Genomic DNA, 25336 nt, shown 5'->3' on the forward strand with positions numbered 1-25336 from the left:
CCGCATGGCTAAATTCTTCATCGATCGCCCCATCTTCGCGTGGGTGATCGCGCTGTTCGTCATCGTGATGGGCGCCGTGGCGATCACGCAGCTGCCGATCTCGCAGTACCCGCCGGTCGCACCACCGGCCATCGTCATCAACGTCACCTACCCCGGTGCGTCGGCCCAGACGCTCGAGGACAGCGTGCTGTCCGTGATCGAGCGCGAGATGAACGGCTCGCCCGGCCTCATCTACATGGAATCGGTCGCGCAGGCCGACGGCACCGGCACGATCACCGTGACCTTCGAGACCGGCACCAATGCCGACCTCGCGCAGGTCGACGTGCAGAACCGGCTGTCGCGCGCGACGCCGCGCCTGCCGTCCAGCGTCACGCAGCAGGGTGTGCGCGTCGACAAGTCGCGCAACAACTTCCTGCTGTTCACGATCCTCTCGTCGGACGATCCCTCGATCGACCCGATTGCGCTGGGCGACTACGCCTCGCGCAACGTGCTGCCCGAACTGCAGCGCGTGGCCGGCATCGGCCAGGCACAGCTCTTCGGCACCGAGCGCGCCATGCGCGTGTGGATCGACCCGGCCAAGCTGCAGGGCTTCAACCTGTCGAGCGCCGACGTCAATTCAGCCATCACGGCGCAGAACGCACAGGTGTCGTCGGGCACGATCGGCGACCTGCCGAACATCACCGGCCAGGCGATCGCCGCCACCGTGGTGGTGCGGGGCCAGCTCAGCACGGTCGAGCAGTTCGGCAACATCGTGCTGCGCGCCAACACCGACGGTTCGTCGGTGCGCCTGAAGGACGTCGCGCGCATCGAGCTCGGCGGCCAGGCCTATTCGACCTCGGCACGCCTGAACGGCCAGCCGGCCGTCGGTATCGGCGTCCAGCTCGCGCCCAGCGGCAACGCACTGCAGTCCGCCAAGGCGATCCGCACCAAGATGGAAGAGCTGTCCAAGTTCTTCCCCAAGGGCGTGAAGTGGAGCATTCCCTACGACAGCTCGCGTTTCGTGAGCATCTCCATCAGCGAGGTGGTCAAGACGCTGTTCGAAGCCGTCGCGCTGGTGTTCGTCGTGATGTTCCTGTTCCTGCAGAACTGGCGCTACACCGTCATCCCGACCATCGTGGTGCCGATCGCCCTGCTGGGTACCTTCGCCGTGCTGGCGGCACTGGGCTTCTCGATCAACGTGCTCACCATGTTCGGCATGGTGCTGGTGATCGGCATCGTGGTGGACGACGCCATCGTGGTGGTCGAGAACGTCGAGCGCATCATGACGGAGGAGGGCCTCGGCCCGCTCGAGGCCACGCGCAAAGCGATGCAGCAGATCTCGGGCGCCATCATCGGCGTGACCGTGGTGCTGATCTCGGTGTTCGTGCCGCTGGCCTTCTTCGCCGGCTCGACCGGCAATATCTACCGCCAGTTCTCGGCGGTGATGGTGGCGTCCATCGCCTTCTCGGCCTTCATGGCCCTGTCGCTCACGCCCGCGCTGTGCGCCACGCTGCTCAAGCCGATCGATCAGGGCAGCCATCACGAGAAGAAGGGCTTCTTCGGCTGGTTCAACCGCAGCTTCTCGCGCACGGCCAAGGGCTACGAGAGCGTGGTCGCCCGGCTGCTCAAGCGCGCGGCGCGTTACCTGCTCATCTACGTCGCGATCATCGGTGCGGTGGTGGTGCTGTTCCGCGGCCTGCCGACCTCCTTCCTGCCGCAGGAAGACCAGGGCAACATCATCGTGAACGTGCAGCTGCCGCCAGGTGCCACGCAGGAACGCACGCTGTCGGTGATGCAGCAGGTCGAAGGCTTCATGCTCAAGCAGCCCGAGGTGCAGAGCATGGTGGGCGTGTTGGGCTTCAGCTTCTCCGGCCAGGGCCAGAATGCCGGCCTGGCTTTCGTGACGCTCAAGGACTGGGACGAACGCAAGGGCGCCGGCCAGTCGGCCGACGGCCTGGCGGGCCGCGCCTTCGGTGCGCTGTCGGGCATTCGCGACGCGTTCATCTATCCGCTGAGCCCGCCGCCGATCCCTGAACTGGGCAACGCCAGCGGCTTCACCTTCCGGCTGCAGGACCGCAGCGGCGCCGGGCACGAGGCGCTCATCAACGCGCGCAACCAGCTGCTGGGCATGGCGAGCAAGAGCAAGCTGCTCACGCAGGTCCGGCCGGATGGCCTGGAAGACGCGCCGCAGCTGCAGATCGACATCGACCGCGACAAGGCGAACGCGCTGGGCGTGACCTTCGACGCCATCAACACGACCTTGTCGACGGCCCTCGGCTCGCGCTACATCAACGACTTCCCGAACCAGGGTCGTCTGCAACGCGTGGTGGTGCAGGCCGATGCGCCAGCGCGGATGCAGCCCGACGACCTGCTCAAGCTCAACGCGAGCAACACGAAGGGACAGCCGGTGCCGCTGTCGACCTTCGCCTCGACGCGCTGGGTCACCGGTGCGCAGCAGACGGTGCGCTACAACGGCTATCCGGCGGTACGCATCAGCGGCTCCGCGGCACCGGGCTCGAGCTCGGGCGACGCCATGGCCGAAATGGAGAAGCTGGCGGCGCAACTGCCGGCGGGCTTCGGCTTCGAGTGGACCGGCCAGTCGCGGGAGGAAAAGCTCGCGGGTTCCCAGGCCATGATCCTCTACGGCTTCGCCATCCTGGCGGTGTTCCTGTGCCTGGCGGCGCTGTACGAAAGCTGGTCGATCCCGCTGTCGGTGATCCTGGTCGTGCCGCTGGGCGTGCTCGGGGTGCTGCTGGCGACGATGCTGCGTTCGTACTCGAACGACGTGTATTTCCAGGTGGGCCTGATCACCATCATCGGCCTGTCGGCGAAGAACGCGATCCTGATCATCGAGTTCGCGAAGGACCTGCAGGCCCAGGGCAAGGGCCTGGTGCAGGCCGCGCTCGAAGCGGCACACCTGCGCTTCCGGCCGATCGTCATGACCTCGCTGGCCTTCGGCCTGGGCGTGGTGCCGCTCGTGACCGCGTCCGGTGCCGGCTCGGCGAGCCAGCGTGCCATCGGCACCGGCGTGCTGGGCGGCATGGTGACCGGCACGGTTCTCGCCGTGTTCTTCGTGCCCGTGTTTTTCGTTGTCGTGCGCACCTTGTTCAAGGGCAGCAAGCGTCAGCTAGAGGCGGACCGGCGGCATGCCGCGGCCGCAGGAATCGAGCCTACCCATGACTAAGCGATCCAACTTTCGCGGCACCCTGAGCGTGGTGGCTGCCGCTGCCTTGCTGGCCGGCTGTTCGCTCATCCCGACCTACGAGCGGCCCGCCGCTCCGGTGCCGACGACCTTCCCGAACGACCCCGCGCAGCCGGCCGGTCCGGCCGCGGCGACGGTGCCGTGGCAGGACTACTTCACCGACCCGCGCCTGCAGGGCCTCATCACCACGGCGCTCGCCAACAACCGCGACCTGCGTGTGTCCGTGCTCAACATCGAGCAGGCGCGCGCGCAGTTCCAGATCCAGCGTTCGGCGCTGTTTCCGGCGGTCGGCGTGTCGGCCAGCGGTTCGCGCTCCAGCCCGAACGCGCTGCAGGCCTTCGGCGTGGGCGGCAGCGTGAGCTCGAACTACGCGGTCAACCTGGGCATCACGGCCTGGGAACTCGACTTCTTCGGCCGCATCGCGAGCCTGAAGGAACAGGCGCTGGCCCAGTACCTGGCCACCGAGGAGTCGCGCAAGGCGGCGCAGATCAGCCTGATCGCCGCGGTCGCCAATGGCTGGCTCACGCTCATCGCCGACGACGAACTGCTCGAACTCACCCGCCAGACGCTCGACACGCGCGAAGAGTCGGTGCGGCTGACCAAGCTGCGCTTCGACAACGGCGTGGTGTCGGAGATCGACTACCAGCTCGCCAACTCGCAGGCCGAGACGGCGCGCGCCACCTACGCACAGCAGCAGCGGCTGCGCGCGCAGGACGAGAACGCGCTGGCGCTGCTGCTCGGCGCGCCCGTGCCCGCCGCTGCGCTGTCGGGCGGCGCGCTGCGCCTGGACACCGCGGCGCCGATGCGCGACCTGCCCGCCGGCCTGCCGTCGGACCTGCTGGCCGAACGCCCGGACGTCCGCGCGGCCGAGCAGCAGCTGATCGCCGCCAACGCCAGCATCGGCGCGGCCCGCGCCAATTTCTTCCCGCGGGTGTCGCTCACCACCAGCGTCGGCACGGCCAGCAGCGAGTTCTCCAACCTGTTCGACAAGGGCACCAAGGCCTGGTCCTTTGCGCCGTCGATCACCTTGCCGATCTTCAATGCGGGGGCGAACCAGGCCACGCTCGATTCGGCGCGCGCCGGCCAGCAGATCGCCGTCGCGCAGTACGAGAAGTCGATCCAGACCGCGTTCAGCGAAGTCGCCGACGCGCTCGCCGGGCGCGCCACGCTGGGCGAGCAGGTGCGGGCGCTGCGCGCGCAGGCCGACGCCGAGGGCGTGCGCTTCAAGCTGTCGGACCTGCGCTACCGCAATGGCATTGCCAGCGCGCTCGACCTGCTCGATTCACAGCGTTCGCTGTTCGCCGCGCAACAGGCCGCGGTGCAGACGCGCCTGCTGCAGCTGCAGAACCAGGTGCTGTTCTACAAGGCGCTGGGCGGCGGCTGGACCAGCCGCTGACGCCGCCGGGACTGCATGGCGGAAAGCCCCGGCCTTGGCGCCGGGGCTGCTCCCTATAATCGCGGGTTGGTTCGAAGCCCCGAGAAGCCCCCGATATTGAGGACGCCATGAGCGCAGACCCGCACTACCAGGCCACAGAAGAAGCCCACACCGGCCCGATCAAGAACCCCAAGCAGCTCCTGCTGGCGGTCTTTTTCTCGTTCATCGCACCCATCGCCATCATCGTGGGCCTCGTGTCCTTCGTGGTGTCGGGCGCCCGGCCCTCGGGCACGGCCGAGGGCGACAGCATGGCGCTCTACGGCGTGTCGCAGGACGCGCGCGACCGCGAACTGGCCGAGCGCCTGAAGAAGATCGGTTCGATCGAGATCCGCGACGCCAACCGCCCGCTGGCGACGGGCGAGGCGGTCTTCAAGGTGCAGTGCGTGGCCTGCCACGGCGCCCCGGGCATCCCGGGCGCACCGCACTTCAACGACGCGGCCGCCTGGGGCCCCCGCATCGGGCAGGGCTACGCCACGCTGCTCGACCATGCCCTCAAGGGCAGGAACGCGATGCCGCCGCAAGGGGGCGGCGACTTCGACGACATCGAAATCGGCCGTGCCGTGGTCTATATGGCCAACGCCGGCGGTGCCACCTTCCCGGTGCCCGACCGCCCCGCCGCCGATGCCGCGCCGGCCGACGGCGCAGCATCGGCAGCCGCCCCGGCCGCCAGCAAGTAAGCGGCGGCCTGTCGCCCCGTTCCGAAGCCGGCTGCATGCCGGCTTTTTCATGTCCGGCGCCGTGCGATCAGGCTGTGGTCGTGCGCGCGGCCGGGCTCAGCACATGGCCGAAGCGAAGTGGCAGGTCGAGGGCCTGCACCGCTTCCGGTTGGGGCCAGCGGCCCTGCTCGATAGCGTCGGCGGCCAGGCCCACGTCCTGCGTGTGCACCAGGCCGAGCCCCCGCGGCGTCGCCAGGTACAGGCGGCCGGCCTCGTCTAGCAGACAGGCGTCGATGCTCGTTGGCGTGCCGGCGTGCGAGGCCACCGAGAAGTCCTCCGCCACGCGCCAGACCCAGGGCGCGGCTTCGAGTTCGACATACACGCGTTGCGGGCCGTTCTGGAAGAACCACTGCCCGGCTTCGTCGTGTTCGTAGTTGCGCTGGATGAAGTCGATCAGCTTGTCGTGGCGCAGCAGCGAGCCTTTCGACGCGGGGAAGGGGCCCGCCGCCTGCGTGCGGTCGTCCCGCATGTACCAGTTGCCGCGCGCGTCGAGGCCGAGCCAGCCGTGGCAGTGCGGCACGTTCGGCCACTTGGCCAGCGCTTGTTTGACGATGTCGTCCATGGGGCGATTCTGCGCGCGGGGCTACACGTGTTGCGTCAGCCAATCGCCCACGTGCGCCGGCAGGCCGCGCACATGGCCGGGCGGCAGGCCCAGCGGAAAGCCGACGTGCCCGCCGTGCGCCGGCTGCCACAGGGTGACGTGCGCGCCGACCTCGGCCTGGCGCGGCAGGCTGGCGGCGGGCACGAAGGGATCGTTCAGCGCGTTCACCACCAGCGTCGGCACGCGGATGTCGGCCAGGTGCGGCTTGGACGATCCGCGTGACCAGTAGTCGTCCACATCCCTGAAGCCGTGCAGCGGTGCGGTGAACACGTTGTCGAAGGCGTACAGGTCGCGTGCCGCCAGCAGCGCGTCGCGGTCGAACAGGCCAGGGTGCTGCGCCAGCTTGGCCAGCGCCTTCGGCTTCATGGTCGCCAGGAACATGCGGGTGTAGACCAGCCGGTTGAAGCCGCGCCCGATGGCCGCGCCGCCGGCTGCGAGGTCGAGCGGCGCGGAGATCGACGCCACCGCGCGCACCCGGCGCGCGGCCTCGGCGCCGGCCTCCTCGGCCCAGCGCAGCAGCGCATTGCCGCCCAGCGAGACACCCGCCGCCAGCATCGGGCCGGTGTGCTGCGCGGCGAAGCGCGCGAGCATCCAGTCGACCTCTTCGAAGTCGCCCGAGTGGTAGGCCCGCGGGGCCCGGTTGATCTCGCCGCTGCAGCCGCGGAAATGCGGCACCGCGAAGCCCCAGCCGCGCGTGGCGGCGAAGGCGGCGAAGGCCTCGGCGTAGTGGCTGCGCGAGGAGCCTTCGAGGCCGTGGAAGAGCACCAGCAGCGGGGCAGACGGCGTGGCGGCATCCATGAAATCGACGTCGACGAAGTCGCCGTCGGGCGTGGCCCAGCGCTCGCGCCGGTAGGCGGGCGGTGGCCCGTCGGTGCGGCGCGCATAGAGCGCCGGCCAGATCGTCTGCAGGTTGCCGCCGGGCAGCCAGCGCGGGGCGACGTAGCGCATCGGTGCAGCGTCAGTGCAGGGTTTGACGCGCGTCGTTGTCGTCGTCGGGCTCGTGCGCGCTGCCGGGGCTGGCATGGTGCGCCACCAGGCGCCAGCCCTGGGCGGTCTTGTGATAGACGTTGGTCGCCAGCACGAAGGCGTGGTGCGGGCCCTCGGCGGTCAGCACCTCGACGCGCTCGAGCACGTTGTGGACGGCGCTGGCCAGCGACTCGACCTTGCGCACCCGGGCCGGCCGGGCGTGGATGACGCCGTTGGCGAACATCTGCTCGAAGGCCGCGCGGATGGCGCCCGTGCCCACCAGGCGCGGGCCGCCGGGGTGCACGCAGAACACCTCGTCGTCGTCGGCCCAACAGGCCATGAGGGCTTCGATGTCGCCGCGTTGCAGCGCCTCGTAGAACGCCGTCTCGACATCGTCGGCGGTGCCGCCGACAGCCGCGGCGCGGAGCTTGGTCTTGGTGGACATGGGTGGAGATGTAGGAGGAGCTGGGATTTTGCCTGCACTGCATGTCCGCTGGGCTATGCTTGCCGCCCACCCGCTGCCTGACGCATCGTCGTGCAGGTGGACATCGAACGATCAAGGGAACACACACCATGAAACGCTGGCTTCTGACCCTCTTCGCCGCGCTGTCGCTCGGCCTGCTCTCCGGCTGCGGCTACAACCAGTTCCAGTCGCTCGACGAGGCCAGCAAATCGGCCTGGAGCGAGGTGCTCAACCAGTACCAGCGCCGCGCCGACCTGGTGCCGAACATCGTCGCCACCGTCAAGGGCGAAGCCAACTTCGAGCAGGAGACGCTGACCCGCGTGATCGAGGCGCGCGCCAAGGCCACGTCGGTGCAGGTGACGCCCGAGACGCTCAACGACCCTGCCGCCTTCGCCAAGTTCCAGCAGGCGCAGGGCGAACTGTCGTCGGCGCTGTCCCGCCTGCTGGTGGTGTCGGAGCAGTACCCGAACCTCAAGGCCAACCAGGCCTTCCGCGACCTGCGCGTGACGCTCGAGGGCACCGAGAACCGCATCACCGTGGCGCGCAACCGCTACATCCAGACGGTGCAGGAATACAACGTGCTCGCGCGCAGCTTCCCGACCAACATCACGGCGAAGATCTTCAGCTACGACCCCAAGCCGAACTTCAGCGTGCAGAACGAGGCGCAGATCTCCACGCCGCCGACGGTCGATTTCGGCGCGCCGAAGAAGTGAGCTGCGCCCCATGAACGCGGCACGGCTGCTGCGGCATCTTGCTGGCCTGTTCGCGCTGGCGCTGGGCCTGTTCGGCGGCGCGCACGCCCAGGCGCTGCTGCCCGTGCCGGCGCTCAGCGCGCGGGTGATCGACCAGACCGGCACGCTCGATGCGTCGCAGCGCCAGGCGCTCGAGGCCAAGCTGGCCGCCTTCGAGCAGCGCAAGGGCAGCCAGATCGTGGTGCTGATGGTGCCCACCACGCAGCCCGAGGACATCGCGAGCTACGCCAACCGCGTGGCGAACGAGTGGAAGATCGGCCGCCGCGAGGTCGGCGACGGCGTGCTGCTGATCGTCGCCAAGGACGACCGCAAGATGCGCATCGAGGTCGCCAAGACGCTCGAGGGCGCGCTGCCCGACATCGCTGCGGCGCAGATCATCGACGACGCGATGAAGCCGCGCTTTCGCGACAACGACTTCGCCGGCGGGCTGGATGCCGCGGCCGACCAACTCATCGCCCGAATCTCGGGCGAGGCGCTGCCCGAGGTCGAGCGCCGCGGCGACGCGCGTTCCGGCGGCTTCGGCTTCGACTGGGAAAGCCTCGCGATCTTCCTGTTCTTCGCGGTCGTTGTCGGTGCGCCGATCGCACGCCGCATCTTCGGCGCCAGGCTGGCGCCCTTCGTGATGGGGCTGGGCGTCGGCGGGGTCGCCATGGCGATCACCGCGACGGCGCTGGTGGCCGTCGCTGCCGGCATCGCTGCGCTGGTCGTCACGCTGATGTCGGGCGTCGGTCCGTTGATCAGCGGGGGCCGCCGGGGCGGCGGCTGGAGCACGGGCGGCGGCGGGGGCGGATGGAGCGGCGGTTCGTCCTCGGGCGGCGGCTTCAGCTCCGGCGGCGGCGGCGATTTTGGAGGCGGTGGCGCCTCGGGGGACTGGTAGCCATGGCGTCACTTCTTGCCAAACTGGGGCGGCTCTGGCGCCACCGCTCGGCCGACGAGGCCGCCGTGCGGCGCGTGCTGCCACCGGAGGTGCTCGCCCGACTGCAGGCCCGCGTGGCCGCCAGCGAACGTCGCCACACCGGCGAGATCCGCCTGTGCATCGAGGCCGGCCTGCCCGTGAGTTACCTGTGGCGCGGTGCGCCGGCGCGCGAACGGGCGATCATGCTGTTCGGCAAGCTGCGCGTCTGGGACACCGAGCAGAACAACGGCGTGCTGATCTACCTGCTGCTGGCCGAGCACGCGATCGAGATCGTGGCCGACCGCGGCATCGACCGCCACGTCGACACCCAGGCCTGGCGTGCGATGGCGCAGCGCATGGGCGGGGCCTTCCGCGAGGGCCGCTTCGAGGACGGGCTGACGCAGGCCCTGGAAGAGGTGTCGGCCCTGCAGATGGCGCATTTCCCGCGCGCCGAGGGCGAGCCCGACGTCAACGAACTGCCGGACGCGCCCGTCGTGATCTAGCGGCCGCCGAGCGGCCCGAAGTTCGAGGGCGCCAGGTCGGTGTCGAAGCCCGAGTCCAGCGCGGGCATGCCGGACGGCATCAGCGCGGCGTTGACGCTGGTCGGCGCGCTGTCGTGCTCGCTCAGGAGCCGGCGGTTGACGGCATGCGTGGCATCGAGCTCTCGCTGCATGGCCTTGGCCACCTGCGACAGCGTGCGCAGCCGGCGGTTGTTCTCGCGCACCCGTCCGCCCAGCAGACTGGCGACGGCCAGCAGCAGGCGCGCCGCGATGGCCGGCTGCGTCTCGACCAGCCCGCGCAGCGCCTCGCGCGAGAGGATGGCCAGCTTCAGGTCGGAGAGCGCCGTGCAGGTGGCCGAACGCGGCGCCCCGTCGATCAGCCCCATCTCGCCGATCAGGCTGCCCGCGCCGATGAGCGAGATCACCATGTTCTCGCCGGCTGCGCCGGTGGCATTCTCGGCGCGTACCTGGCCTTCGATCAGCAGCGCCATGAATTCGTTGCCGTCGGTCTGGCCTTCCTCGATGAAGACGGTGCCGGCCGCGACGAAGGCGGGCTGCATGGCGTCGATCACCAGGCCCGCGTCATGGAAGTCGAGTTCGGCGACCGGCGAGGCGCGCATCAGCATCAGCACTGCCTGGTCGCGCAGGCTGGCGGCGGGGGGGCGCAGGTCGCTCATCGGCCGATACCCACGCGGCGCTCAGACGATGGCGAAGTGCTCGGTGCCGGCCGACAGGTCGGTCGAGCGGGCGCGCTGGCTGTTCAGCTTGATCTGCAGGCGCAGGTCGTTGGCCGAGTCGGCGTTGCGGATCGCATCCTCGAAGCTGATCGCGTTGCTCTCGAACAGGTCGAACAGCGCCTGGTCGAAGGTCTGCATGCCGAGGTTGCGGCTCTTCTTCATGATCTCCTTGATCTCGCCGACCTCGCCCTTGAAGATCATGTCGGAGATCAGCGGCGTGTTCAGCAGCACCTCGACCGCGGCAATGCGGCCCAGCCCGTCCTGCGTGGGAATCAGCCGTTGCGAGACCAGCGCGCGCAGGTTGAGCGACAGGTCCATCAGCAGCTGCGTGCGACGCTCTTCCGGGAAGAAGTTGATGATGCGGTCGAGCGCCTGGTTGGCGCTGTTGGCATGCAGCGTGGCCATGCACAGGTGGCCGGTCTCGGCGAAGGCCACCGCGTGCTCCATCGTCTCGCGGTCGCGGATCTCGCCCATCAGGATCACGTCGGGCGCCTGGCGCAGCGTGTTCTTCAGCGCGGCCTCCCAGCTGTCGGTGTCGATGCCCACTTCGCGCTGCGTCACCACGCAGTTCTTGTGCGGATGCACGAACTCGATCGGGTCTTCGACCGTCACGATGTGGCCGAAGGAGTTCTCGTTGCGCCAGTCGACCATCGCCGCCAGCGTGGTCGACTTGCCCGAGCCGGTGGCGCCCACCAGGATCGTCAGGCCGCGCTTGGTCATCGACACGTCCTTGAGCACCTGCGGCATGCCCAGCCCGTCGATGGTCGGCAGCACGGCGGGGATGGTCCGCAGCACCATGCCGATCTTGCCCTGCTGCACGAAGGCGTTGACGCGGAAGCGGCCGATGCCGGTGGGCGAGATCGCGAAGTTGCATTCCTTCGTGCGCTCGAATTCCGCCACCTGCCGGTCGTTCATGATCGACCGCGTCAGCGCCACCGTGTGCTGCATGCCCAGCGACTGCCCCGACACCTTGGTGATCTTGCCGTCGACCTTGATCGCCGGCGGGAAGTCGGCAGTGATGAACAGGTCACTGCCGTTGCGGCTCACCATGAGCTTGAGCAGATCGTTGATGAACTGACTGGCCTGATCGCGTTCCATGAAGTACCTGCCTGTCTGAGCTGAAAGGGTTGGCGCCTGCCAAGGACGCGGAAGGTTTTATGCCAGGAACGCCGCGGAACGGGCTTCGCCCGGCCGCTGGCGTTGCCCCCGGTAGGGGGAGGGCGAAGCGACACGCAGTGCGCGCAGCCTGGGGGCGAGCATAGCTAGCCTGGGAAGTTTTCGGGGATCTTGGCCTTGCCGCGCGCTTCTGCGGCACTGATCACGCCGCGGCGCACCAGGTCGGTCAGGTTCTGGTCCAGCGTCTGCATGCCCTGGCCGCTGCCGGTCTGGATCGACGAATACATCTGCGCCACCTTGCCCTCGCGGATCAGGTTGCGGATGGCCGAGGTGCCCAGCATGATCTCGTGCGCCGCCACGCGGCCCTGGCCGTCCTTGGTCTTGCACAGTGTCTGCGAAATCACGGCCTGCAGCGACTCCGACAACATCGCGCGGATCATCTCCTTTTCCTCGCCGGGGAACACGTCGATGATCCGGTCGATGGTCTTGGCGGCCGACGAGGTGTGCAGCGTGCCGAACACCAGGTGGCCGGTCTCGGCGGCGGTCATCGCCAGCCGGATGGTTTCCAGGTCGCGCATTTCGCCCACCAGGATCGCGTCCGGGTCTTCGCGCAGGGCCGAGCGCAGCGCGTTGGCGAAGCTCAGCGTCATCGGGCCGACCTCGCGCTGGTTGATCAGGCACTTCTTGGACTCGTGCACGAACTCGATCGGGTCTTCCACCGTGAGGATGTGGCCGTACTCGGTCTCGTTGAGGTAGTTCACCATCGCCGCCAGCGTGGTCGACTTGCCCGAGCCCGTGGGGCCGGTCACCAGCACCAGGCCGCGCGGCTTGAGCGCCAGGTCGCCGAAGATCTTGGGCGCGTTGAGCTGCTCGAGCGTGAGGATCTTCGACGGAATCGTCCGGAACACCGCCGCCGCGCCGCGCGCCTGGTTGAAGGCGTTCACGCGGAAGCGCGCCAGGCCGTCGATCTCGAAGGAGAAGTCGACCTCCAGGAATTCTTCGTAGTGCTTGCGGTGCGTGTCGCTCATGATGTCGTACACCATGGCGTGCACCGCCTTGTGGTCGAGCGCGTCGACGTTGATGCGCCGCACGTCGCCGTGCACCCGGATCATGGGCGGCAGCCCCGACGAGAGGTGCAGGTCGGAGGCTTTGTTCTTGACGCTGAATGCCAGCAGTTGGGTGATGTCCACGAAGACCCTCGGTGACGTTTTGATACGCTTTGGATGATTATGACGATGATTGCCGCCAACCTCCACCAAGTTCGATCGCGGATCGTGACCGCCTGCGCGGCGGCCGACCGCGACCCGGCGAGCGTGCACCTGCTCGCCGTCTCCAAAACCTTCCCGGCCGAGGCGGTGCGCGAGGCGCTGGCCGCGGGCCAGACTGCCTTCGGCGAGAACTACGTGCAGGAAGGCGTGGCCAAGATCGAGGCCCTGGCCGACGTGCGCGCGCAACTCGTGTGGCACTGCATCGGCCCTCTGCAGAGCAACAAGACCCGGGTGGTGGCCGAGCATTTCGACTGGGTGCACAGCATCGACCGGCTGAAGATCGCCGAGCGCCTGTCGGAACAGCGGCCGGCGGGGTTGCCGGCGCTGCAGGTCTGCCTGCAGGTCAACGTCGACGGCGGCGCCAACAAGTCGGGCGTGTCGGCCGACGAGGCGCTGGCGCTGGCGCAGGCCGTGGCGTTGTTGCCACGGTTGCGGCTGCGCGGGCTGATGGCGATCCCGGAACCTGCCGCCGATTTCGACGCCCAGCGGGCGCTGTTCCTGCGCGCGCGTGCCGTGTACGACCGCATCCGCGACAGCGGCATCGCGCTCGACACGCTCTCGCTCGGCATGAGCGCCGATCTCGAAGCGGCCATCGCGGCCGGCAGCACGATGGTGCGGGTGGGCACCGCGATCTTCGGCGGGCGGCCAAAGCCGGCCCTGTGACGCCGGTCTTTCAGTTCCCCAGCGGCAATCGCGCGCTGCTTTTCACCTCCTCCATCACCGCATAGGTCCGCGTCTCGCGCACGCCGGGCAGCTGCCACAGCACCGTGCCGGCGAATTCGCGATACGCCGCCATGTCGGCCATGCGGGTCTTGAGCAGGTAGTCGAAGCCGCCGGCCACCATGTGGCATTCCATGATCTCGTCGCGCACCTGCACCGCCGCCTTGAAGGCGTCGAACACATTCGGCGTCGTGCGGTCGAGCAGCACCTCGACGAAGACGGTGAAGCCTCGTCCCAGCTTGTGCGGGTCGAGCCGCGCCTCGTAGCCCTGGATGTAGCCCTCGCGCGTGAGGCGCTGCACGCGCGCCAGCACGGCGGTGGGCGACAGCGCCACCGTCTCGGCCAGCTTGAGGTTCGAGAGGCGGCCATCCTCCTGAAGAATCCTCAGGATTTTCATGTCGATGCGGTCGACTCCGGGTAATTCATTGCTCATTGGCTTCAGATTATCCGGCTGACGTGGTGAATTTTGGTGAATAACTCGATGACGCCAGCGGCACGATCACAGCCATCCCTCCTGGAGTTTTTCATGCGCCTGCCGATCCCGTACCGCCCCGAACCCGACGTCGTCGCCCACCGTCTCGCCGCCCTTGAAGGCGCACTCGAATGGCACCAGGCCGCGCTGCATGCGGCACCCTGGGTCCAGGCCGTGCGGAACAACCCGCCGCCGTTCTGGGCCATGGAAAGCCTGCTGCGCGAGTACCCGATCTCCAGTGCCGAAGGCCTGGCGCTGATGCGGCTGGCCGAGGCCCTGCTGCGCGTGCCCGACGCCGAGACGGCGATCGCGCTGACCGCCGACCAGCTCGGCCGGGCCGACTTCGACGGCGCGGCCGACTCCACGCTGGCGCGGCTGTCGTCCTCGGCCATCGCGCTGTCCAAGCGCTTCCTGCCCGAGAGCGACCATCCGCCCGGCCTGCTGGCGCGCCTGGGCTCGCGCACCGTCGTCGCCGCCACGCTGCGCGCGGTGCAACTGCTGGGCCGCCAGTTCGTGCTCGGCCAGACCATCCGCGAAGCCATGGGCGAGGCGCGCAGCGCGCAGAAGAAGCAGCCGGCGCTGTGCTTCAGCTACGACATGCTGGGCGAGGGCGCCCGCACCGAGGCCGACGCGCAGCGCTACCAGCAGAGCTACGCCGACGCGATCCGCGCCATCGGCACCCAGTCGGACGCCGCACGCGCGCCCGAGCACAACGACGGCATCTCGATCAAGCTCAGCGCCCTGCATCCGCGCTACGAAGACGCGCAGCGCGAGCGCGTGATGGACGAGCTGGTGCCGCGCGTGTGGCAGCTCTGCGCGCTGGCGGCCGACGCCAACCTGAACCTCACGATCGATGCGGAGGAGGTCGACCGGCTCGAACTCTCGCTGGACGTGTTCGAAGCGCTGGCGGCACGGATCGCGGCCGAGAAGCCGCAATGGCGCGGCTTCGGCCTGGCGATGCAGGCTTACCAGACGCGTGCGCTCGAACTCATCGGCGAGGTCGTCGCCATCGCTCGCCGGCACGGGCTGCGCCTGATGTGCCGCCTGGTCAAGGGCGCCTATTGGGACGCCGAGATCAAGCGCGCGCAGGAGCTCGGCCTGCCGCACTACCCCGTGTTCACCCACAAGCACCACAGCGACGTGAGCTACCTCGCCTGCGCGCGCGCCATGCTCGCCGCGCCCGACGCGATCTACCCGCAGTTCGCCACGCACAACGCCGGCACCATCGCGGCCATCCTGCAAATGGCGGGCGCGCAAGGTTTCGAGTTGCAGCGCCTGCACGGCATGGGCGAGGGCGTGTACCGCGAGGTCATGAAGGCGACGACGGCGCATGTGCGCGTCTATGCGCCGGTGGGCCAGCACAAGGACCTGCTCGCGTACCTCGTGCGCCGCTTGCTGGAAAACGGCGCCAACTCCTCCTTCGTGAACCAGCTCGGCGACGACGGCGTACCGGTCGACCGGTTGCTGGCGTCGCCGCTGCACGCGTCGCCGATGTCGTCGCTGCCCCTGCCGCCGCTGCTCTACGGGCCGGCACCCGCACGGCGCAACAGCGAAGGTCTCGACCTCGCCGTGGCCACGATGCGCGCGCCCTTGCTGGCGGCGCTGGCGAGCACGCCGGTGCCCGTGGTGCCGCTGGCCGATGCGGCGCGCGCCGAGCCCGCCGTGGCCGAGGCCCTGCGCGCGCTGCCGGCGTGGCGCGGTACGCCGGTTGCCCAGCGCGCGGCCCGGCTGCGCCACGCGGCCGATGCCTTGCAGGCGGACCTCCCGCGCTTCTGCGCGCTGCTGGTGAAGGAGGCCTTCAAGACCTGGGGCGACGCCATCGCCGAGGTGCGCGAGGCCGTCGACTTCCTGCGCTACTACGCCGACGAGGCCGAGCGGATCATGCAACCCGTGGCGCTCCCGGGACCGACGGGTGAATCGAACGAGCTGCGCCTCGTCGCGCGCGGCCCGTGGGTCTGCATCAGCCCCTGGAATTTCCCGCTGGCGATCTTCGTGGGCCAGGTGGCGGCCGCGCTCGCGACCGGCAACACGGTGCTGGCCAAGCCCGCGGAGCAGACGCCCGGCGTCGCGCTCGAAGCGGTGAAGCTGCTGCACGCGGCCGGCGTGCCCGCCGATGCGCTGCAGTTGCTGCACGGCCCGGGCGAGACGGTGGGCGCCGCGCTGGTGGGCGCGCCCGGCGTGGCCGGCGTCGTCTTCACCGGCTCGACGCAGGTGGCGAAGATCATCCACCGCGCGCTGGCCGCGAAGGACGGCCCGATCGTCCCGCTCATCGCCGAGACCGGCGGCATCAACGCGATGGTGGTCGACTCGAGCGCGCTGCCCGAGCAGGTGATCGACGCGGTGGTCCAGAGCGCCTTCCGATCGGCCGGCCAGCGCTGCTCGGCGCTGCGCCTGCTGTGCGTGCACGAGGGCATTGCCGAGGGCGTGATCGAGATGCTCGGCGGCGCCGTGGCCGAACTCGCCAGCGGCGACCCGGCGCTGCTGGCCACCGACGTCGGCCCGCTGATCGACGCCGAGGCCTTCGGCAACGTGGCACGCGCGGTCGACGCGCTGGCGGCGCACGGCCGTCCGATCGCCGCGTCACCGGTCGCCGCGCCGATGGCAAATTTCATCGCGCCCCAAGCCTTCGAGGTGCCCTCCATCGAGCACGTGCGCAGCGAGATCTTCGGCCCGGTGCTGCAGATCGTGCGCTGGTCGGGCGATCCGGCCGCGGTGGTCGAGCGCATCAATGCGTTGGGCTACGGGCTCACCTTCGGCATCCAGACGCGCATCGACTCGCGCGCCGCCGCGATGGCCGCCCAGGCCCACATCGGCAACGTCTACGTCAACCGCAACACCATCGGTGCGGTGGTCGGCGTGCAGCCCTTCGGCGGCGAAGGCCTGAGCGGCACCGGACCCAAGGCGGGCGGGCCGCACTATCTCTATCGTTTCTGCGCCGAGCAGACCGTCACGATCAACACCGCGGCGGCCGGCGGCAACGCGGCGCTGCTTGCCGCAATGGCATAAGGTCCTGCATCCGCCGCATGGGGAGTGGCGCGCGGGCCGGCGCGGGGCTATCGTCCGCCCAGTCCATCCACCGAGGGTCTTCCATGAGCGAGAAACTGTCCTTTGTCCATCCCACGCCCAACAGTCCGTGGGGCACCTACCTGCAGCAGGTCGACCGCGTGGTGCCGTACCTGGGCGACCTGGCCAAGTGGGCCGAGACGCTCAAGCGGCCCAAGCGCGCGCTGATCGTCGACGTGCCCATCGAGATGGACGACGGCCGCATCGCGCACTACGAGGGCTACCGCGTGCAGCACAACATGAGCCGCGGCCCGGGCAAGGGCGGCGTGCGCTTCCACCCCGACGTGACGCTGGAAGAAGTGATGGCGCTGTCGGCCTGGATGACGGTCAAGACCGCCGCCGTGAACCTGCCCTACGGCGGGGCCAAGGGCGGCATCCGCGTCGACCCGAAGAAGCTGTCGCTGAAGGAGCTGGAGAAGGTCACGCGCCGCTACACCAGCGAGATCGGCATCATCATCGGCCCGCACACCGACATCCCGGCGCCCGACGTGAACACCAACGGCCAGATCATGGCCTGGATGATGGACACCTATTCGATGAACACCGGCGGCACGGCCACCGGCGTGGTCACCGGCAAGCCGCTGCACCTGGGCGGCTCGCTCGGCCGGGTGAAGGCCACCGGCCGGGGCGTGTTCGTCACCGGCCGCGAGGCGGCGCGCCGCCTGGGCCTGGACCTGCGCGGCGCCCGCGTCGCGGTGCAGGGCTTCGGCAACGTGGGCTCGGTCGCGGCCGAACTCTTCGCCGAGGCGGGCGCGAAGATCGTCGCGGTGCAGGACCACACCGGCACGGTCGTCAATGAGAACGGGCTCGACCTCGAGAAGCTCATCCCGATCTCGCGCACGCCCGCCGGCGCGGCCGGCTTCGAGGGCGGCGACAAGGTGCCCAACGAGCAGTTCTGGGAGGTCGCCTGCGACATCCTGATTCCCGCCGCGCTCGAAGGCCAGATCACGGCCGAGCGCGCCAAGAAGACCAAGGCCAAGCTGGTGCTCGAAGGCGCCAACGGCCCGACCGTGCCGGAGGCCGACGACATCCTGGCCGAGCGCGGCGTGCTGGTGGTGCCCGACGTGATCTGCAACGCCGGCGGCGTGACGGTGTCGTACTTCGAATGGGTGCAGGACTTCTCGTCCTTCTTCTGGGACGAGGACGAGATCAACGTGCGGCTCGACCGCATCATGATGAACGCGCTCAACCAGATCTGGGACACGGCCGACAAGCACAAGATCACGCTGCGCACCGCCACCTACGCGGTCGCCTGCGAGCGCATCCTGATGGCACGGCAGGAACGCGGCCTGTATCCCTGAACGACCCGGAACGACCGTGAACGCGCGGTCGCGGGAACATTGGGCGGCGCAACGGCTCTGACCGCGGGCCGGCTTCCACCGGGTAGCATTCCACGCCGATGTCGCCTCTACCTTCCCGCTTCTTCCCGAGCCACCTCGCTGCGGCGCTCCTCGTCCTGGTCATCGCCGGTTGCGGCACCGGCTCGCCTAAGCGCGTCGTCTACGACCCGGAGGAGTTCGACTCGACCACCACCCATTCGCGCAGCTATGCCGCCACCGAGGCGCAGACCTGCGAGGCCGCGCGCCGCGCGCTGCTCAGCCAGGGCTACCTCATCACCGCGTCCAACGCCGACCTGGTGACCGGGCGCAAGAGCTTCCAGCCGGCCAACGAGGTGCATGTCGAGGTCGAATTCCGTGTGGTCTGCGCGCGTGACCAGTCGGCCAAGGCCAGCCAGCGCAAGAGCATTGCCTTCGTCACGGCCTTGCAGGACCGCTACGGCATCAAGAAGACCAACAACGCGGCCAGCGTGGGCGTGGGCGCCATCGGCTCGCTGTCGCTGCCCTTCTCGTCGAGCGACGACGCGATGGTCAAGGTGGCGAGCGAAACGCTCACCGATGAGCGCTTCTACGACCGCTTCTATGCGCTGATCGACCGCTACCTGGTGCCCGGTGCGGTCGACGAGAAGGTGGAAGAGCCGCCTGTGCCGGGACAGGCGGTCAGCACGCCGGTGGTGCCGCAGCGCACGCCCGTCAGCACACCGCTGGCCACCCCGCCCGAGCCGGTGAGCACGCCGGTGGCGCCGGCGCCCGACCGCGGCTGAACGCCGGCGGCGTCAGCCGTCCAGACGCTCGATGCCTTGCAGCGCCGCCTGCAGCTCGTCCACGCCGAAGGGCTTCTGCAGCCAGACCGTGCCGGGAATCGGGTTCGCAGGGCGGGGCTGCCCGGTGGCGAAGATGACGCGCAGCTTGTCCTGCGCCTGCAGGATGTCCACCAGATCCAGGCCCGACAGCGCGGGCAGGCCGATGTCCGTGAGCAGCACGTCGAAGGCGCCATCGATGAAGCGGTCGCGTGCGACCTCGGCGCTCTTCACGCCGGCGACCCAGTGCCCCAGCAACTCCAGCATCTCGACCATCGCCGACAGCGTGGCCGGGTCGTCCTCGACCACCAGGATCCGCAGGCCGGAAACGGCGTCGGTGTCGGCCGGGGCGGAGGTGGGGGGCGCAGGAGCTTGCATGTCACGGAGGGCTGGGAAAGGCCCACTTTACGCGCAGGCGGCCGCCTGCGGCTTCCGTCAGGTCGTTTTCGTACGTAGGAAGGCCGCTGAAGCGCCCCGCGCGCTCAGCGTGCCAGCGTCGACTTTCCCAGCAGGCTTTCGATGAGTTCGACCGCGACTTCGGCCGTGCGGTTGCGCACATCGAGCGCCGGGTTGAGCTCGACCACGTCGAGTGAGCCGAGCCGGCCGGTGTCGGCCACCATCTCCATGCACAGCTGCATCTCGCGGTAGGTCGGGCCGCCGCGCACGGCGGTGCCCACGCCGGGCGCGTCGGCCGGGTCCAGGCAGTCGAGGTCGAAGCTCACATGCAGGTGCGTGTCGTCGTCCACGTCCTGCAGCGCCTCGGTCATGGTGTTGCGCATGCCGTGCTCGTCGAGGTGGCGCATGTCGAACACGGTGAGCCCGAGCGCGCGGATCGCCTGCTTCTCCTCGGCGTCGACGCTGCGGATGCCGATGAAGCGGATGGCCTCGGGGCCGAGGGCGGCGCGCTCGCCGCTCCAGCCGGTGAGTGCCGCCGGGCCGCGCCCGAGCAGGCAGGAGACCGGCATGCCGTGGATGTTGCCGCTCGGGCTGGTGCCGTGCGTGTTGACGTCGGTGTGCGCATCGAGCCACAGCACGCGCAGCTTCTGCCCGCGCTGCCGCGCATGCCAAGCCACCGCGCTGATCGAGCCGATCGCCAGGCTGTGGTCGCCGCCCATCATCAACGGCAGCCGGCCGGCGCCGAGCGCGGCGTCGACCGCGTCGTACACCGCACGGTTCCAGGCGACGGCTTCGTCGAGGTGGCGCAGGCCGTCCGAGGGCGCGCTCCACGGCGTCGCCGGGCCGGCGAGGTTGCCCGCGTCGACCACCTGGAAGCCCAGGCGCGCCAGCGTGCCGGGCAGGTCGGCCACGCGCAGCGCGTCCGGCCCCATGCCGGCGCCGCGCACGCTGGCACCGATGTCGGTCGGCGCACCGATGAGTTCGACGGTGGGGATCATGGACGCCATGATGCCCAGAAGGCGCGCCGCCGTGTGTGGGAAAAGGGCGTCAGCGCCAGTTATCAGTGATGCCATTGCGCTGCGCGTCACCCGCAGCCGATGAACCCGGCACGGCCAGGGCACCCGCGGAACTGGCTTCGCCAGGCCGCCGGGTGCGCCCCCTTGAGGGGGAGGCGGCGACACGCAGTGCGCCGCATCGGGGGTGGGTTTCATCTCAGCGCAGGCCGAGCACGCGCCACGCCAGCTTGGACAGGGCCGCCACCGTTTCTTCCGCCGTGAACCGTCCGCCGGGCCGGTACCAGGTGTAGAGAAAGCCCGGCAGGCTGCAGGCCGCCAGCGCGGTGATCATCGGGTCGTCGAAGTCGAAGTCGCCGTCGCGCCGGCCTTCTTCCAGCAGGGCGCAGAGCCTGTCGTAGAAGTGGCGCGCCAGCTTCTTTTGCGCCGCGCGGTAGGCCGGGCGGTAGGCCTGCGGCTCGCGGTACGGGAACACGGCGCAGGGGTGGTGCGCGATGGTGGCGCGGATCAGCCGCTCGATGCCCTCGGTCACTTTCGTGCGCGCCGGGCGGGTGTCGTCCGCCGGGAAGTCCATGGCCGTGAAGCAGTCGACCGCCGGGCGCCACGACAACCGCTCGAAGATCTCCTGCTTGTCGCGGAAGTAGTAGTAGACGAAGGGCTTGGTCACGCCGAGCTGGCGGACGATCTGTGCCATCGTGGTGGCGGCGTAACCTTGCTCGGCGAAGAGCGTGGTCGCGGCCTGCAGGATGCGTTCGCGCTGGAGGTCGGTCGCTTCGGTGGCGGCGCGCTGGCGGCCGGTGCTCACGGCGTCGCGGGGATGTTGTTCTATCTTCGTTCTTCTACCCATGGGTAGGATTGTTGGTGGCGCTCCCGGTCCTGACAAGCGTCGAAAGCGCTACGGCTGCTATCGCAAACCCTGATCGACGCGCCTGCCGTGGCGACACAGCGCTACACAAGATTTCGTGCGTCGCTTACACCGGCTTCACATGGCAGGGGCAGCATGGCAGCTCGTTCACTCCAGGAGCTTCCATCATGAAAAAACTCACGCTCTCCCTCGCGACCTGTGCTGCCGTGCTGCTGCCGCTCGGTGCCATGACGCTGCCGACCGCCGCCCAGGCGCAGGCCTCCATCGTCATCCGGACCGCGCCGCCGCCGCCACGCGCCGAACGCGTGCCGCCGCCGCGCCGTGGCTATGTCTGGGCCCCAGGTCACTACGAAGCGCGTGGCGGTCGCTATGTGTGGGTGCGCGGTGAGTACGTTCGGGCGCGCCCGGGCTACGCCTACCGCGCGCCGCAATGGCAGGATCGCGGTGGCCGCTGGGAATACAACCGGGGCGGCTGGGACCGCGACGGCGACGGCGTGCCGAACCGGGCCGACCGCCGTCCGAACAACCCGCACCGCAACTGACAGCGGGTCAGAACAGTCGGAAGATCAGCGGCAGCAGCAGGGCCGCGAGCACCACCTGCAGGCCGAGCGCCAGGCCGGCATAGGCCCCGGCATCGGCGTTCACCTGCAGCGCGCGGGCTGCGCCGATGCCATGCGCGGCGGTGCCCAGCGCGAAGCCGCGCGACCGCCAGCCGGCCGGCGTGGTCCGAATGCGCAGCGCGTCGAACAGGTACTTGCCCGACAGCGCGCCGATCAAGCCGGTGAGCACCGCGAAGACCGCCGACAGCGCCGGGATGCCGCCGATCTTCTCGGCGATGCCCATGGCCACCGGCGCGGTGACCGACTTGGGTGCCAGCGACATCACCACGTCGTGCGGCAGCCCGACCGCCCACCCCAAGGCCACCGCGGAGCCGCCCGCCGCGGCACCGCCGAGCAGGGCCGCCAGCAGCACGCGGCCGAAGCGTGCCCGCAGTTCGACCCGTCGCTGCCACAGCGGCCAGCCCAGCGCGACGACCGCCGGTCCCAGCAGGAAGTGGATGAACTGCGCGCCAGCGAAGTAGGTCGGATAATCGACCTTGGTGAGCGTGAGGCCACCCGCGATCGTCACGATCGACCACAGCACCGGGTTGGCCCAGGGCGCATGGCCCAGGCGCACATACGCCGCCTGCGCGAGCAGGTACACCACCAGCGTTGCCGTCAGCCCGAAGAGGGGCGAGGCGGAAAGGTAGACCCAGAGCTGGACGAAGTGCGGCATCGCGTCAGGGCGCCTTTCGGTCCGGCCAGTAGAGCACCAGCGCCGTGACGGCCAGGCCGATCCAGGTCGACAGCGCGATCACCACCAGCATGCGGCCGCCGTACTGCGACAGCAGCGCCAGGTGCGTCATCACGCCGACGCCCACCGGGATGAAGAGCAGCGAGAGGTGCGACAGCAGGAAGTTCGCGCATTCGGCCACCGGCTCGCGCACGAGGGCGAAGCGAAGCGCCGGCACCAGCAGGATCAGGCCCAGCACCGGCCCGGGCAACGGCAGCGAGAAGCCGCGCGAGAGCACTTCGCCGATCGACTGGAACACCAGCAACCACGCCAGACCGCGCAAGCCCTTCATCGGCGCGGGCGCTAGAAGCGCGGCAGGTCCGGGTGCGGCAGGCGGCCGCCGCGCACCACCTGCTTGCCGTACTCGGCGCAGCGCTGCAGGGTCGGGATCACCTTGCCGGGGTTGAGCATGCCTTCGGGGTCGAAGGCGCGCTTGACGCCGAACATCTGCTCGTTCTCGGCCGCGGTGAACTGCACGCACATGCTGTTGAGCTTCTCGACGCCCACGCCGTGCTCGCCGGACACCGTGCCGCCCATGGCGACACTGGTCTCGAGGATGTCGGCGCCGAACAGCTCGCAGCGGTGCAGTTCGTCGGGGTCGTTGGCATCGAACAGCACCAGCGGGTGCAGGTTGCCGTCGCCTGCGTGGAACACGTTGCAGCAGCGCAGGTTGTACTTCTTCTCCATCTCCTGTATGGCGAGCAGGATGTCGGCCAGGCGCTTGCGCGGGATGGTGGAGTCCAGGCACATGTAGTCGGGGCTGATGCGGCCGGAGGCGGGGAAGGCGTTCTTGCGGCCGCTCCAGAACTTCAGACGCTCGTCCTCGTTCTCGCTGCAGGCGATGGCCGTGGCGCCGCACCGGCGCAGCACGTCGGTCATGCGGCCGATCTCTTCCTCGACCTCCTCGATCGTGCCGTCGGATTCGCACAGCAGGATGGCGGCGGCGTCGAGGTCGTAGCCGGCTTTCACGAAGTCCTCGACGGCGGCGGTCATGGGCTTGTCCATCATCTCGAGCCCGGCCGGGATGATGCCGGCCGCGATCACCGCCGCTACGGCATCGCCGGCTTTGCGCACATCGTCGAAGCTGGCCATGATGCAGCGCGCCAGCTGCGGCTTGGGCACCAGCTTGACGGTGACCTCGGTGGTCACGGCCAGCATGCCTTCGCTCCCGATGACCAGCGCGAGCAGGTCGAGTCCCGCGCCGTCGAGCGCCTCGCTGCCGAACTCGATCGGCTCGCCCTCGGCGGTGAAGCCGCGCACGCGCAGCACGTTGTGCAGCGTCAGGCCGTACTTCAGGCAATGCACGCCGCCCGAGTTCTCGGCCACGTTGCCGCCGATGGTGCAGGCGATCTGGCTCGACGGATCGGGCGCGTAGTAGAGGTTGAAGGGGGCGGCCGCCTCGCTGATGGCGAGGTTGCGCACGCCGCACTGCACGACCGCGGTGCGGGCGTAGGGGTCGATCTTCAGGATGCGGTTGAACTTGGCCAGCGACAGCGTCACGCCCATCGCATGCGGCATCGCGCCGCCCGACAGGCCGGTGCCCGCGCCGCGCGCCACCACCGGCACGCCGAGCCCATGGCAGGTCTTAAGCACGGCCGCCACCTGCGCCTCGGTCTCGGGCAGGGCCACCACCAGCGGCCGTTGCCGGTAGGCCGTGAGGCCGTCGCATTCGTAGGGCGTGGTGTCTTCGGCGTGCCAGATCAGCGCATGGGCCGGCAGGTGGGCCTGCAGGGCGCGGACGATCTGCGACTGGCGCTCGCTGCGCTGCATCAGGTCGTGCTGGCTGGGCGTGGTGGGCGCATTCATGGCGTCACTCTATTCCGAATCCAGGCCGAAGGGCGGCCGGCCGCTACTTGAAGATGACGGTCTTGTGGCCGTTCATGAGCACGCGGCGTTCGCTGTGCCACTTGACGGCACGTGCCAGCACCTGGCTCTCGGTGTCGCGGCCGCGGGCCGTCAGGTCTTCGACCGTGTCGGTGTGGTCGGCGCGGGCCACGTCCTGCTCGATGATCGGGCCTTCGTCGAGGTCGGCCGTCACGTAGTGCGCCGTGGCGCCGATCAGCTTCACGCCGCGGTCGTGCGCCTGGTAGTAGGGCTTGGCGCCCTTGAAGCTGGGCAGGAACGAGTGGTGGATGTTGATGGCGCGGCCGGCCAGCCTGGCGCACAGGTCGTTGCTCAGCACCTGCATGTAGCGCGCCAGCACCACCAGTTCGGAGCCCTCGGCCTCGATGATCTCCAGCTGCTTCGCTTCGGCCTGCGGCTTGGTCGCCGCCGTCACCGGGATGTGGTGGAAGGGCACGTTGTAACTGGCGGCCAGCTGGTAGAAGTCGCGGTGGTTCGAGACGATGGCGCGCACGTCGATGGCCAGCAGGCCGCTCTTCCAGCGGAACAGCAGGTCGTTGAGGCAGTGGCCTTCCTTGCTGACCAGGATGACGGTCTTCACCGGCTGACTGGCGTCGTGCAGCTTCCAGTCCATGCCGAAGCCCTGGGCCAGTTCGCCCAGTTCCCTGGCGAGGGCATCGCGGTCGTGGGCGGTGCAGGCGAAGCGCACCCGCATGAAGAACAGGCCGGTGCCGTGGTCGTTGTACTGCGCCGCTTCTTCGATGTTGCCGCCGCGCTCCAGCAGGAAGCCCGAGACGGCGTGGACGATGCCGGTGCGGTCCGGGCAGGAAAGGGTCAGGATGTACGCGCTCATAAGGGCGCAGATT

General features: G+C 69.4%; 25 protein-coding genes. 11 read left to right on the top strand and 14 right to left on the bottom strand.

Annotated features, from left to right (window positions below; all coding sequences use genetic code 11):
• Positions 1-4 precede the first annotated feature (4 nt).
• From N8A90_RS03175 to N8A90_RS03185, 3 genes are all read left to right on the top strand, one after another.
• Positions 5-3163, top strand: a complete 3159-nt coding sequence (locus N8A90_RS03175; protein WP_262073206.1) for an efflux RND transporter permease subunit — start codon at positions 5-7, stop codon at positions 3161-3163.
• Entirely contained in the window at positions 3156-4577 is a 1422-nt protein-coding gene (locus N8A90_RS03180) for an efflux transporter outer membrane subunit (RefSeq protein WP_262073207.1), read from the top strand. The genes N8A90_RS03175 and N8A90_RS03180 overlap by 8 nt, the downstream gene beginning before the upstream one ends.
• A gap of 107 nt (positions 4578-4684) precedes the next feature.
• Positions 4685-5293 (top strand): c-type cytochrome, encoded by a 609-nt coding sequence (locus N8A90_RS03185; RefSeq protein ID WP_262073208.1) that lies wholly within the window; start codon positions 4685-4687, stop codon positions 5291-5293.
• 67 nt (positions 5294-5360) lie between these two features.
• Here the strand turns inward: N8A90_RS03185 and N8A90_RS03190 are convergent, their stop codons facing one another.
• Genes N8A90_RS03190 through N8A90_RS03200 form a run of 3 tightly spaced genes read right to left on the bottom strand, consistent with a single transcriptional unit; the run spans position 5361 to position 7344 of the window.
• On the bottom strand, positions 5361-5894 hold the full coding sequence (locus N8A90_RS03190; protein WP_262073209.1) for a DUF2946 family protein: 534 nt from the start codon (positions 5892-5894) through the stop codon (positions 5361-5363).
• A gap of 21 nt (positions 5895-5915) precedes the next feature.
• On the bottom strand, positions 5916-6881 hold the full coding sequence (locus tag N8A90_RS03195; RefSeq protein ID WP_262073210.1) for a YheT family hydrolase: 966 nt from the start codon (positions 6879-6881) through the stop codon (positions 5916-5918).
• Between the two features lie 10 nt (positions 6882-6891).
• Positions 6892-7344, bottom strand: coding sequence for a YybH family protein (locus N8A90_RS03200; protein ID WP_262073211.1), 453 nt, complete (start codon positions 7342-7344; stop codon positions 6892-6894).
• A 128-nt stretch (positions 7345-7472) separates the two neighbouring features.
• Between N8A90_RS03200 and N8A90_RS03205 the strand changes: the two genes are divergently transcribed.
• From N8A90_RS03205 to N8A90_RS03215, 3 genes are read left to right on the top strand one after another with little or no spacing between them, the layout of a single operon-like run.
• Positions 7473-8075 carry a LemA family protein gene (locus tag N8A90_RS03205; RefSeq protein ID WP_262073212.1) on the top strand — a complete coding sequence of 201 codons (603 nt, stop codon included), beginning with the start codon at positions 7473-7475 and terminating at the stop codon, positions 8073-8075.
• A 10-nt stretch (positions 8076-8085) separates the two neighbouring features.
• Positions 8086-8991 (top strand): TPM domain-containing protein, encoded by a 906-nt coding sequence (locus N8A90_RS03210; protein ID WP_262073213.1) that lies wholly within the window; start codon positions 8086-8088, stop codon positions 8989-8991.
• A 2-nt stretch (positions 8992-8993) separates the two neighbouring features.
• Entirely contained in the window at positions 8994-9512 is a 519-nt protein-coding gene (locus N8A90_RS03215) for a TPM domain-containing protein (RefSeq protein WP_262073214.1), read from the top strand.
• Here N8A90_RS03215 and N8A90_RS03220 read toward each other — a convergent pair.
• The 3 genes from N8A90_RS03220 to N8A90_RS03230 all read right to left on the bottom strand — a co-directional run bounded on the left by N8A90_RS03220 (position 9509) and on the right by N8A90_RS03230 (position 12552).
• Positions 9509-10186 (bottom strand): cyclic nucleotide-binding domain-containing protein, encoded by a 678-nt coding sequence (locus N8A90_RS03220; protein WP_262073215.1) that lies wholly within the window; start codon positions 10184-10186, stop codon positions 9509-9511. The two genes, N8A90_RS03215 and N8A90_RS03220, sit on opposite strands and share 4 nt — an antisense overlap.
• Before the next feature lie 21 nt (positions 10187-10207).
• Complete coding sequence (locus N8A90_RS03225) at positions 10208-11344, bottom strand: PilT/PilU family type 4a pilus ATPase (protein WP_262073216.1); 1137 nt, start codon at positions 11342-11344, stop codon at positions 10208-10210.
• 164 nt (positions 11345-11508) lie between these two features.
• Complete coding sequence (locus N8A90_RS03230) at positions 11509-12552, bottom strand: type IV pilus twitching motility protein PilT (protein WP_262073217.1); 1044 nt, start codon at positions 12550-12552, stop codon at positions 11509-11511.
• Between the two features lie 39 nt (positions 12553-12591).
• Between N8A90_RS03230 and N8A90_RS03235 the strand changes: the two genes are divergently transcribed.
• On the top strand, positions 12592-13293 hold the full coding sequence (locus N8A90_RS03235) for a YggS family pyridoxal phosphate-dependent enzyme (RefSeq protein WP_262073218.1): 702 nt from the start codon (positions 12592-12594) through the stop codon (positions 13291-13293).
• A gap of 10 nt (positions 13294-13303) precedes the next feature.
• Here the strand turns inward: N8A90_RS03235 and N8A90_RS03240 are convergent, their stop codons facing one another.
• Positions 13304-13783, bottom strand: coding sequence for an Lrp/AsnC ligand binding domain-containing protein (locus N8A90_RS03240; protein ID WP_262073219.1), 480 nt, complete (start codon positions 13781-13783; stop codon positions 13304-13306).
• 93 nt (positions 13784-13876) lie between these two features.
• Between N8A90_RS03240 and N8A90_RS03245 the strand changes: the two genes are divergently transcribed.
• The 3 genes from N8A90_RS03245 to N8A90_RS03255 all read left to right on the top strand — a co-directional run bounded on the left by N8A90_RS03245 (position 13877) and on the right by N8A90_RS03255 (position 18986).
• Positions 13877-16828 carry an L-glutamate gamma-semialdehyde dehydrogenase gene (locus N8A90_RS03245; protein ID WP_262073220.1) on the top strand — a complete coding sequence of 984 codons (2952 nt, stop codon included), beginning with the start codon at positions 13877-13879 and terminating at the stop codon, positions 16826-16828.
• Between the two features lie 83 nt (positions 16829-16911).
• On the top strand, positions 16912-18186 hold the full coding sequence (locus tag N8A90_RS03250) for a Glu/Leu/Phe/Val family dehydrogenase (RefSeq protein WP_262073221.1): 1275 nt from the start codon (positions 16912-16914) through the stop codon (positions 18184-18186).
• A 98-nt stretch (positions 18187-18284) separates the two neighbouring features.
• A complete protein-coding gene (locus N8A90_RS03255; RefSeq protein ID WP_262073222.1) occupies positions 18285-18986 on the top strand; it encodes a DUF2242 domain-containing protein in 702 nt (233 codons plus the stop codon).
• Positions 18987-18998: 12 nt separating this feature from the next.
• Here N8A90_RS03255 and N8A90_RS03260 read toward each other — a convergent pair whose 3' ends face one another.
• The 3 genes from N8A90_RS03260 to N8A90_RS03270 form a co-directional block, all read right to left on the bottom strand.
• Complete coding sequence (locus N8A90_RS03260; RefSeq protein ID WP_262073223.1) at positions 18999-19400, bottom strand: response regulator; 402 nt, start codon at positions 19398-19400, stop codon at positions 18999-19001.
• Positions 19401-19504: 104 nt separating this feature from the next.
• Complete coding sequence (gene rocF / locus N8A90_RS03265; protein ID WP_410087630.1) at positions 19505-20416, bottom strand: arginase; 912 nt, start codon at positions 20414-20416, stop codon at positions 19505-19507.
• Positions 20417-20630: 214 nt separating this feature from the next.
• The gene (locus tag N8A90_RS03270) at positions 20631-21278 is read right to left on the bottom strand and encodes a TetR/AcrR family transcriptional regulator (RefSeq protein WP_410087631.1); all 648 of its coding nucleotides are present in this window, start codon (positions 21276-21278) and stop codon (positions 20631-20633) included.
• Positions 21279-21463: 185 nt separating this feature from the next.
• On the opposite strand from N8A90_RS03270, the gene N8A90_RS03275 reads away from it, so the two are divergent.
• Positions 21464-21838, top strand: a complete 375-nt coding sequence (locus N8A90_RS03275) for a YXWGXW repeat-containing protein (protein WP_262073226.1) — start codon at positions 21464-21466, stop codon at positions 21836-21838.
• A gap of 7 nt (positions 21839-21845) precedes the next feature.
• Here the strand turns inward: N8A90_RS03275 and N8A90_RS03280 are convergent, their stop codons facing one another.
• The 4 genes from N8A90_RS03280 to purU are packed head-to-tail and all read right to left on the bottom strand — an operon-like array spanning position 21846 to position 25323.
• Complete coding sequence (locus tag N8A90_RS03280; RefSeq protein WP_262073227.1) at positions 21846-22571, bottom strand: LrgB family protein; 726 nt, start codon at positions 22569-22571, stop codon at positions 21846-21848.
• Between the two features lie 4 nt (positions 22572-22575).
• Positions 22576-22920: a CidA/LrgA family protein gene (locus N8A90_RS03285; RefSeq protein WP_262073228.1), complete on the bottom strand. Its 345-nt coding sequence runs from the start codon at positions 22918-22920 to the stop codon at positions 22576-22578.
• A gap of 11 nt (positions 22921-22931) precedes the next feature.
• On the bottom strand, positions 22932-24434 hold the full coding sequence (locus N8A90_RS03290; RefSeq protein WP_262073229.1) for an FAD-linked oxidase C-terminal domain-containing protein: 1503 nt from the start codon (positions 24432-24434) through the stop codon (positions 22932-22934).
• A gap of 43 nt (positions 24435-24477) precedes the next feature.
• Positions 24478-25323: a formyltetrahydrofolate deformylase gene (purU, locus tag N8A90_RS03295; protein WP_262073230.1), complete on the bottom strand. Its 846-nt coding sequence runs from the start codon at positions 25321-25323 to the stop codon at positions 24478-24480.
• Positions 25324-25336: the final 13 nt, after the last annotated feature.

Source organism: Variovorax sp. N23 (assembly GCF_025486315.1).
GTDB lineage: Bacteria > Pseudomonadota > Gammaproteobacteria > Burkholderiales > Burkholderiaceae_C > Variovorax.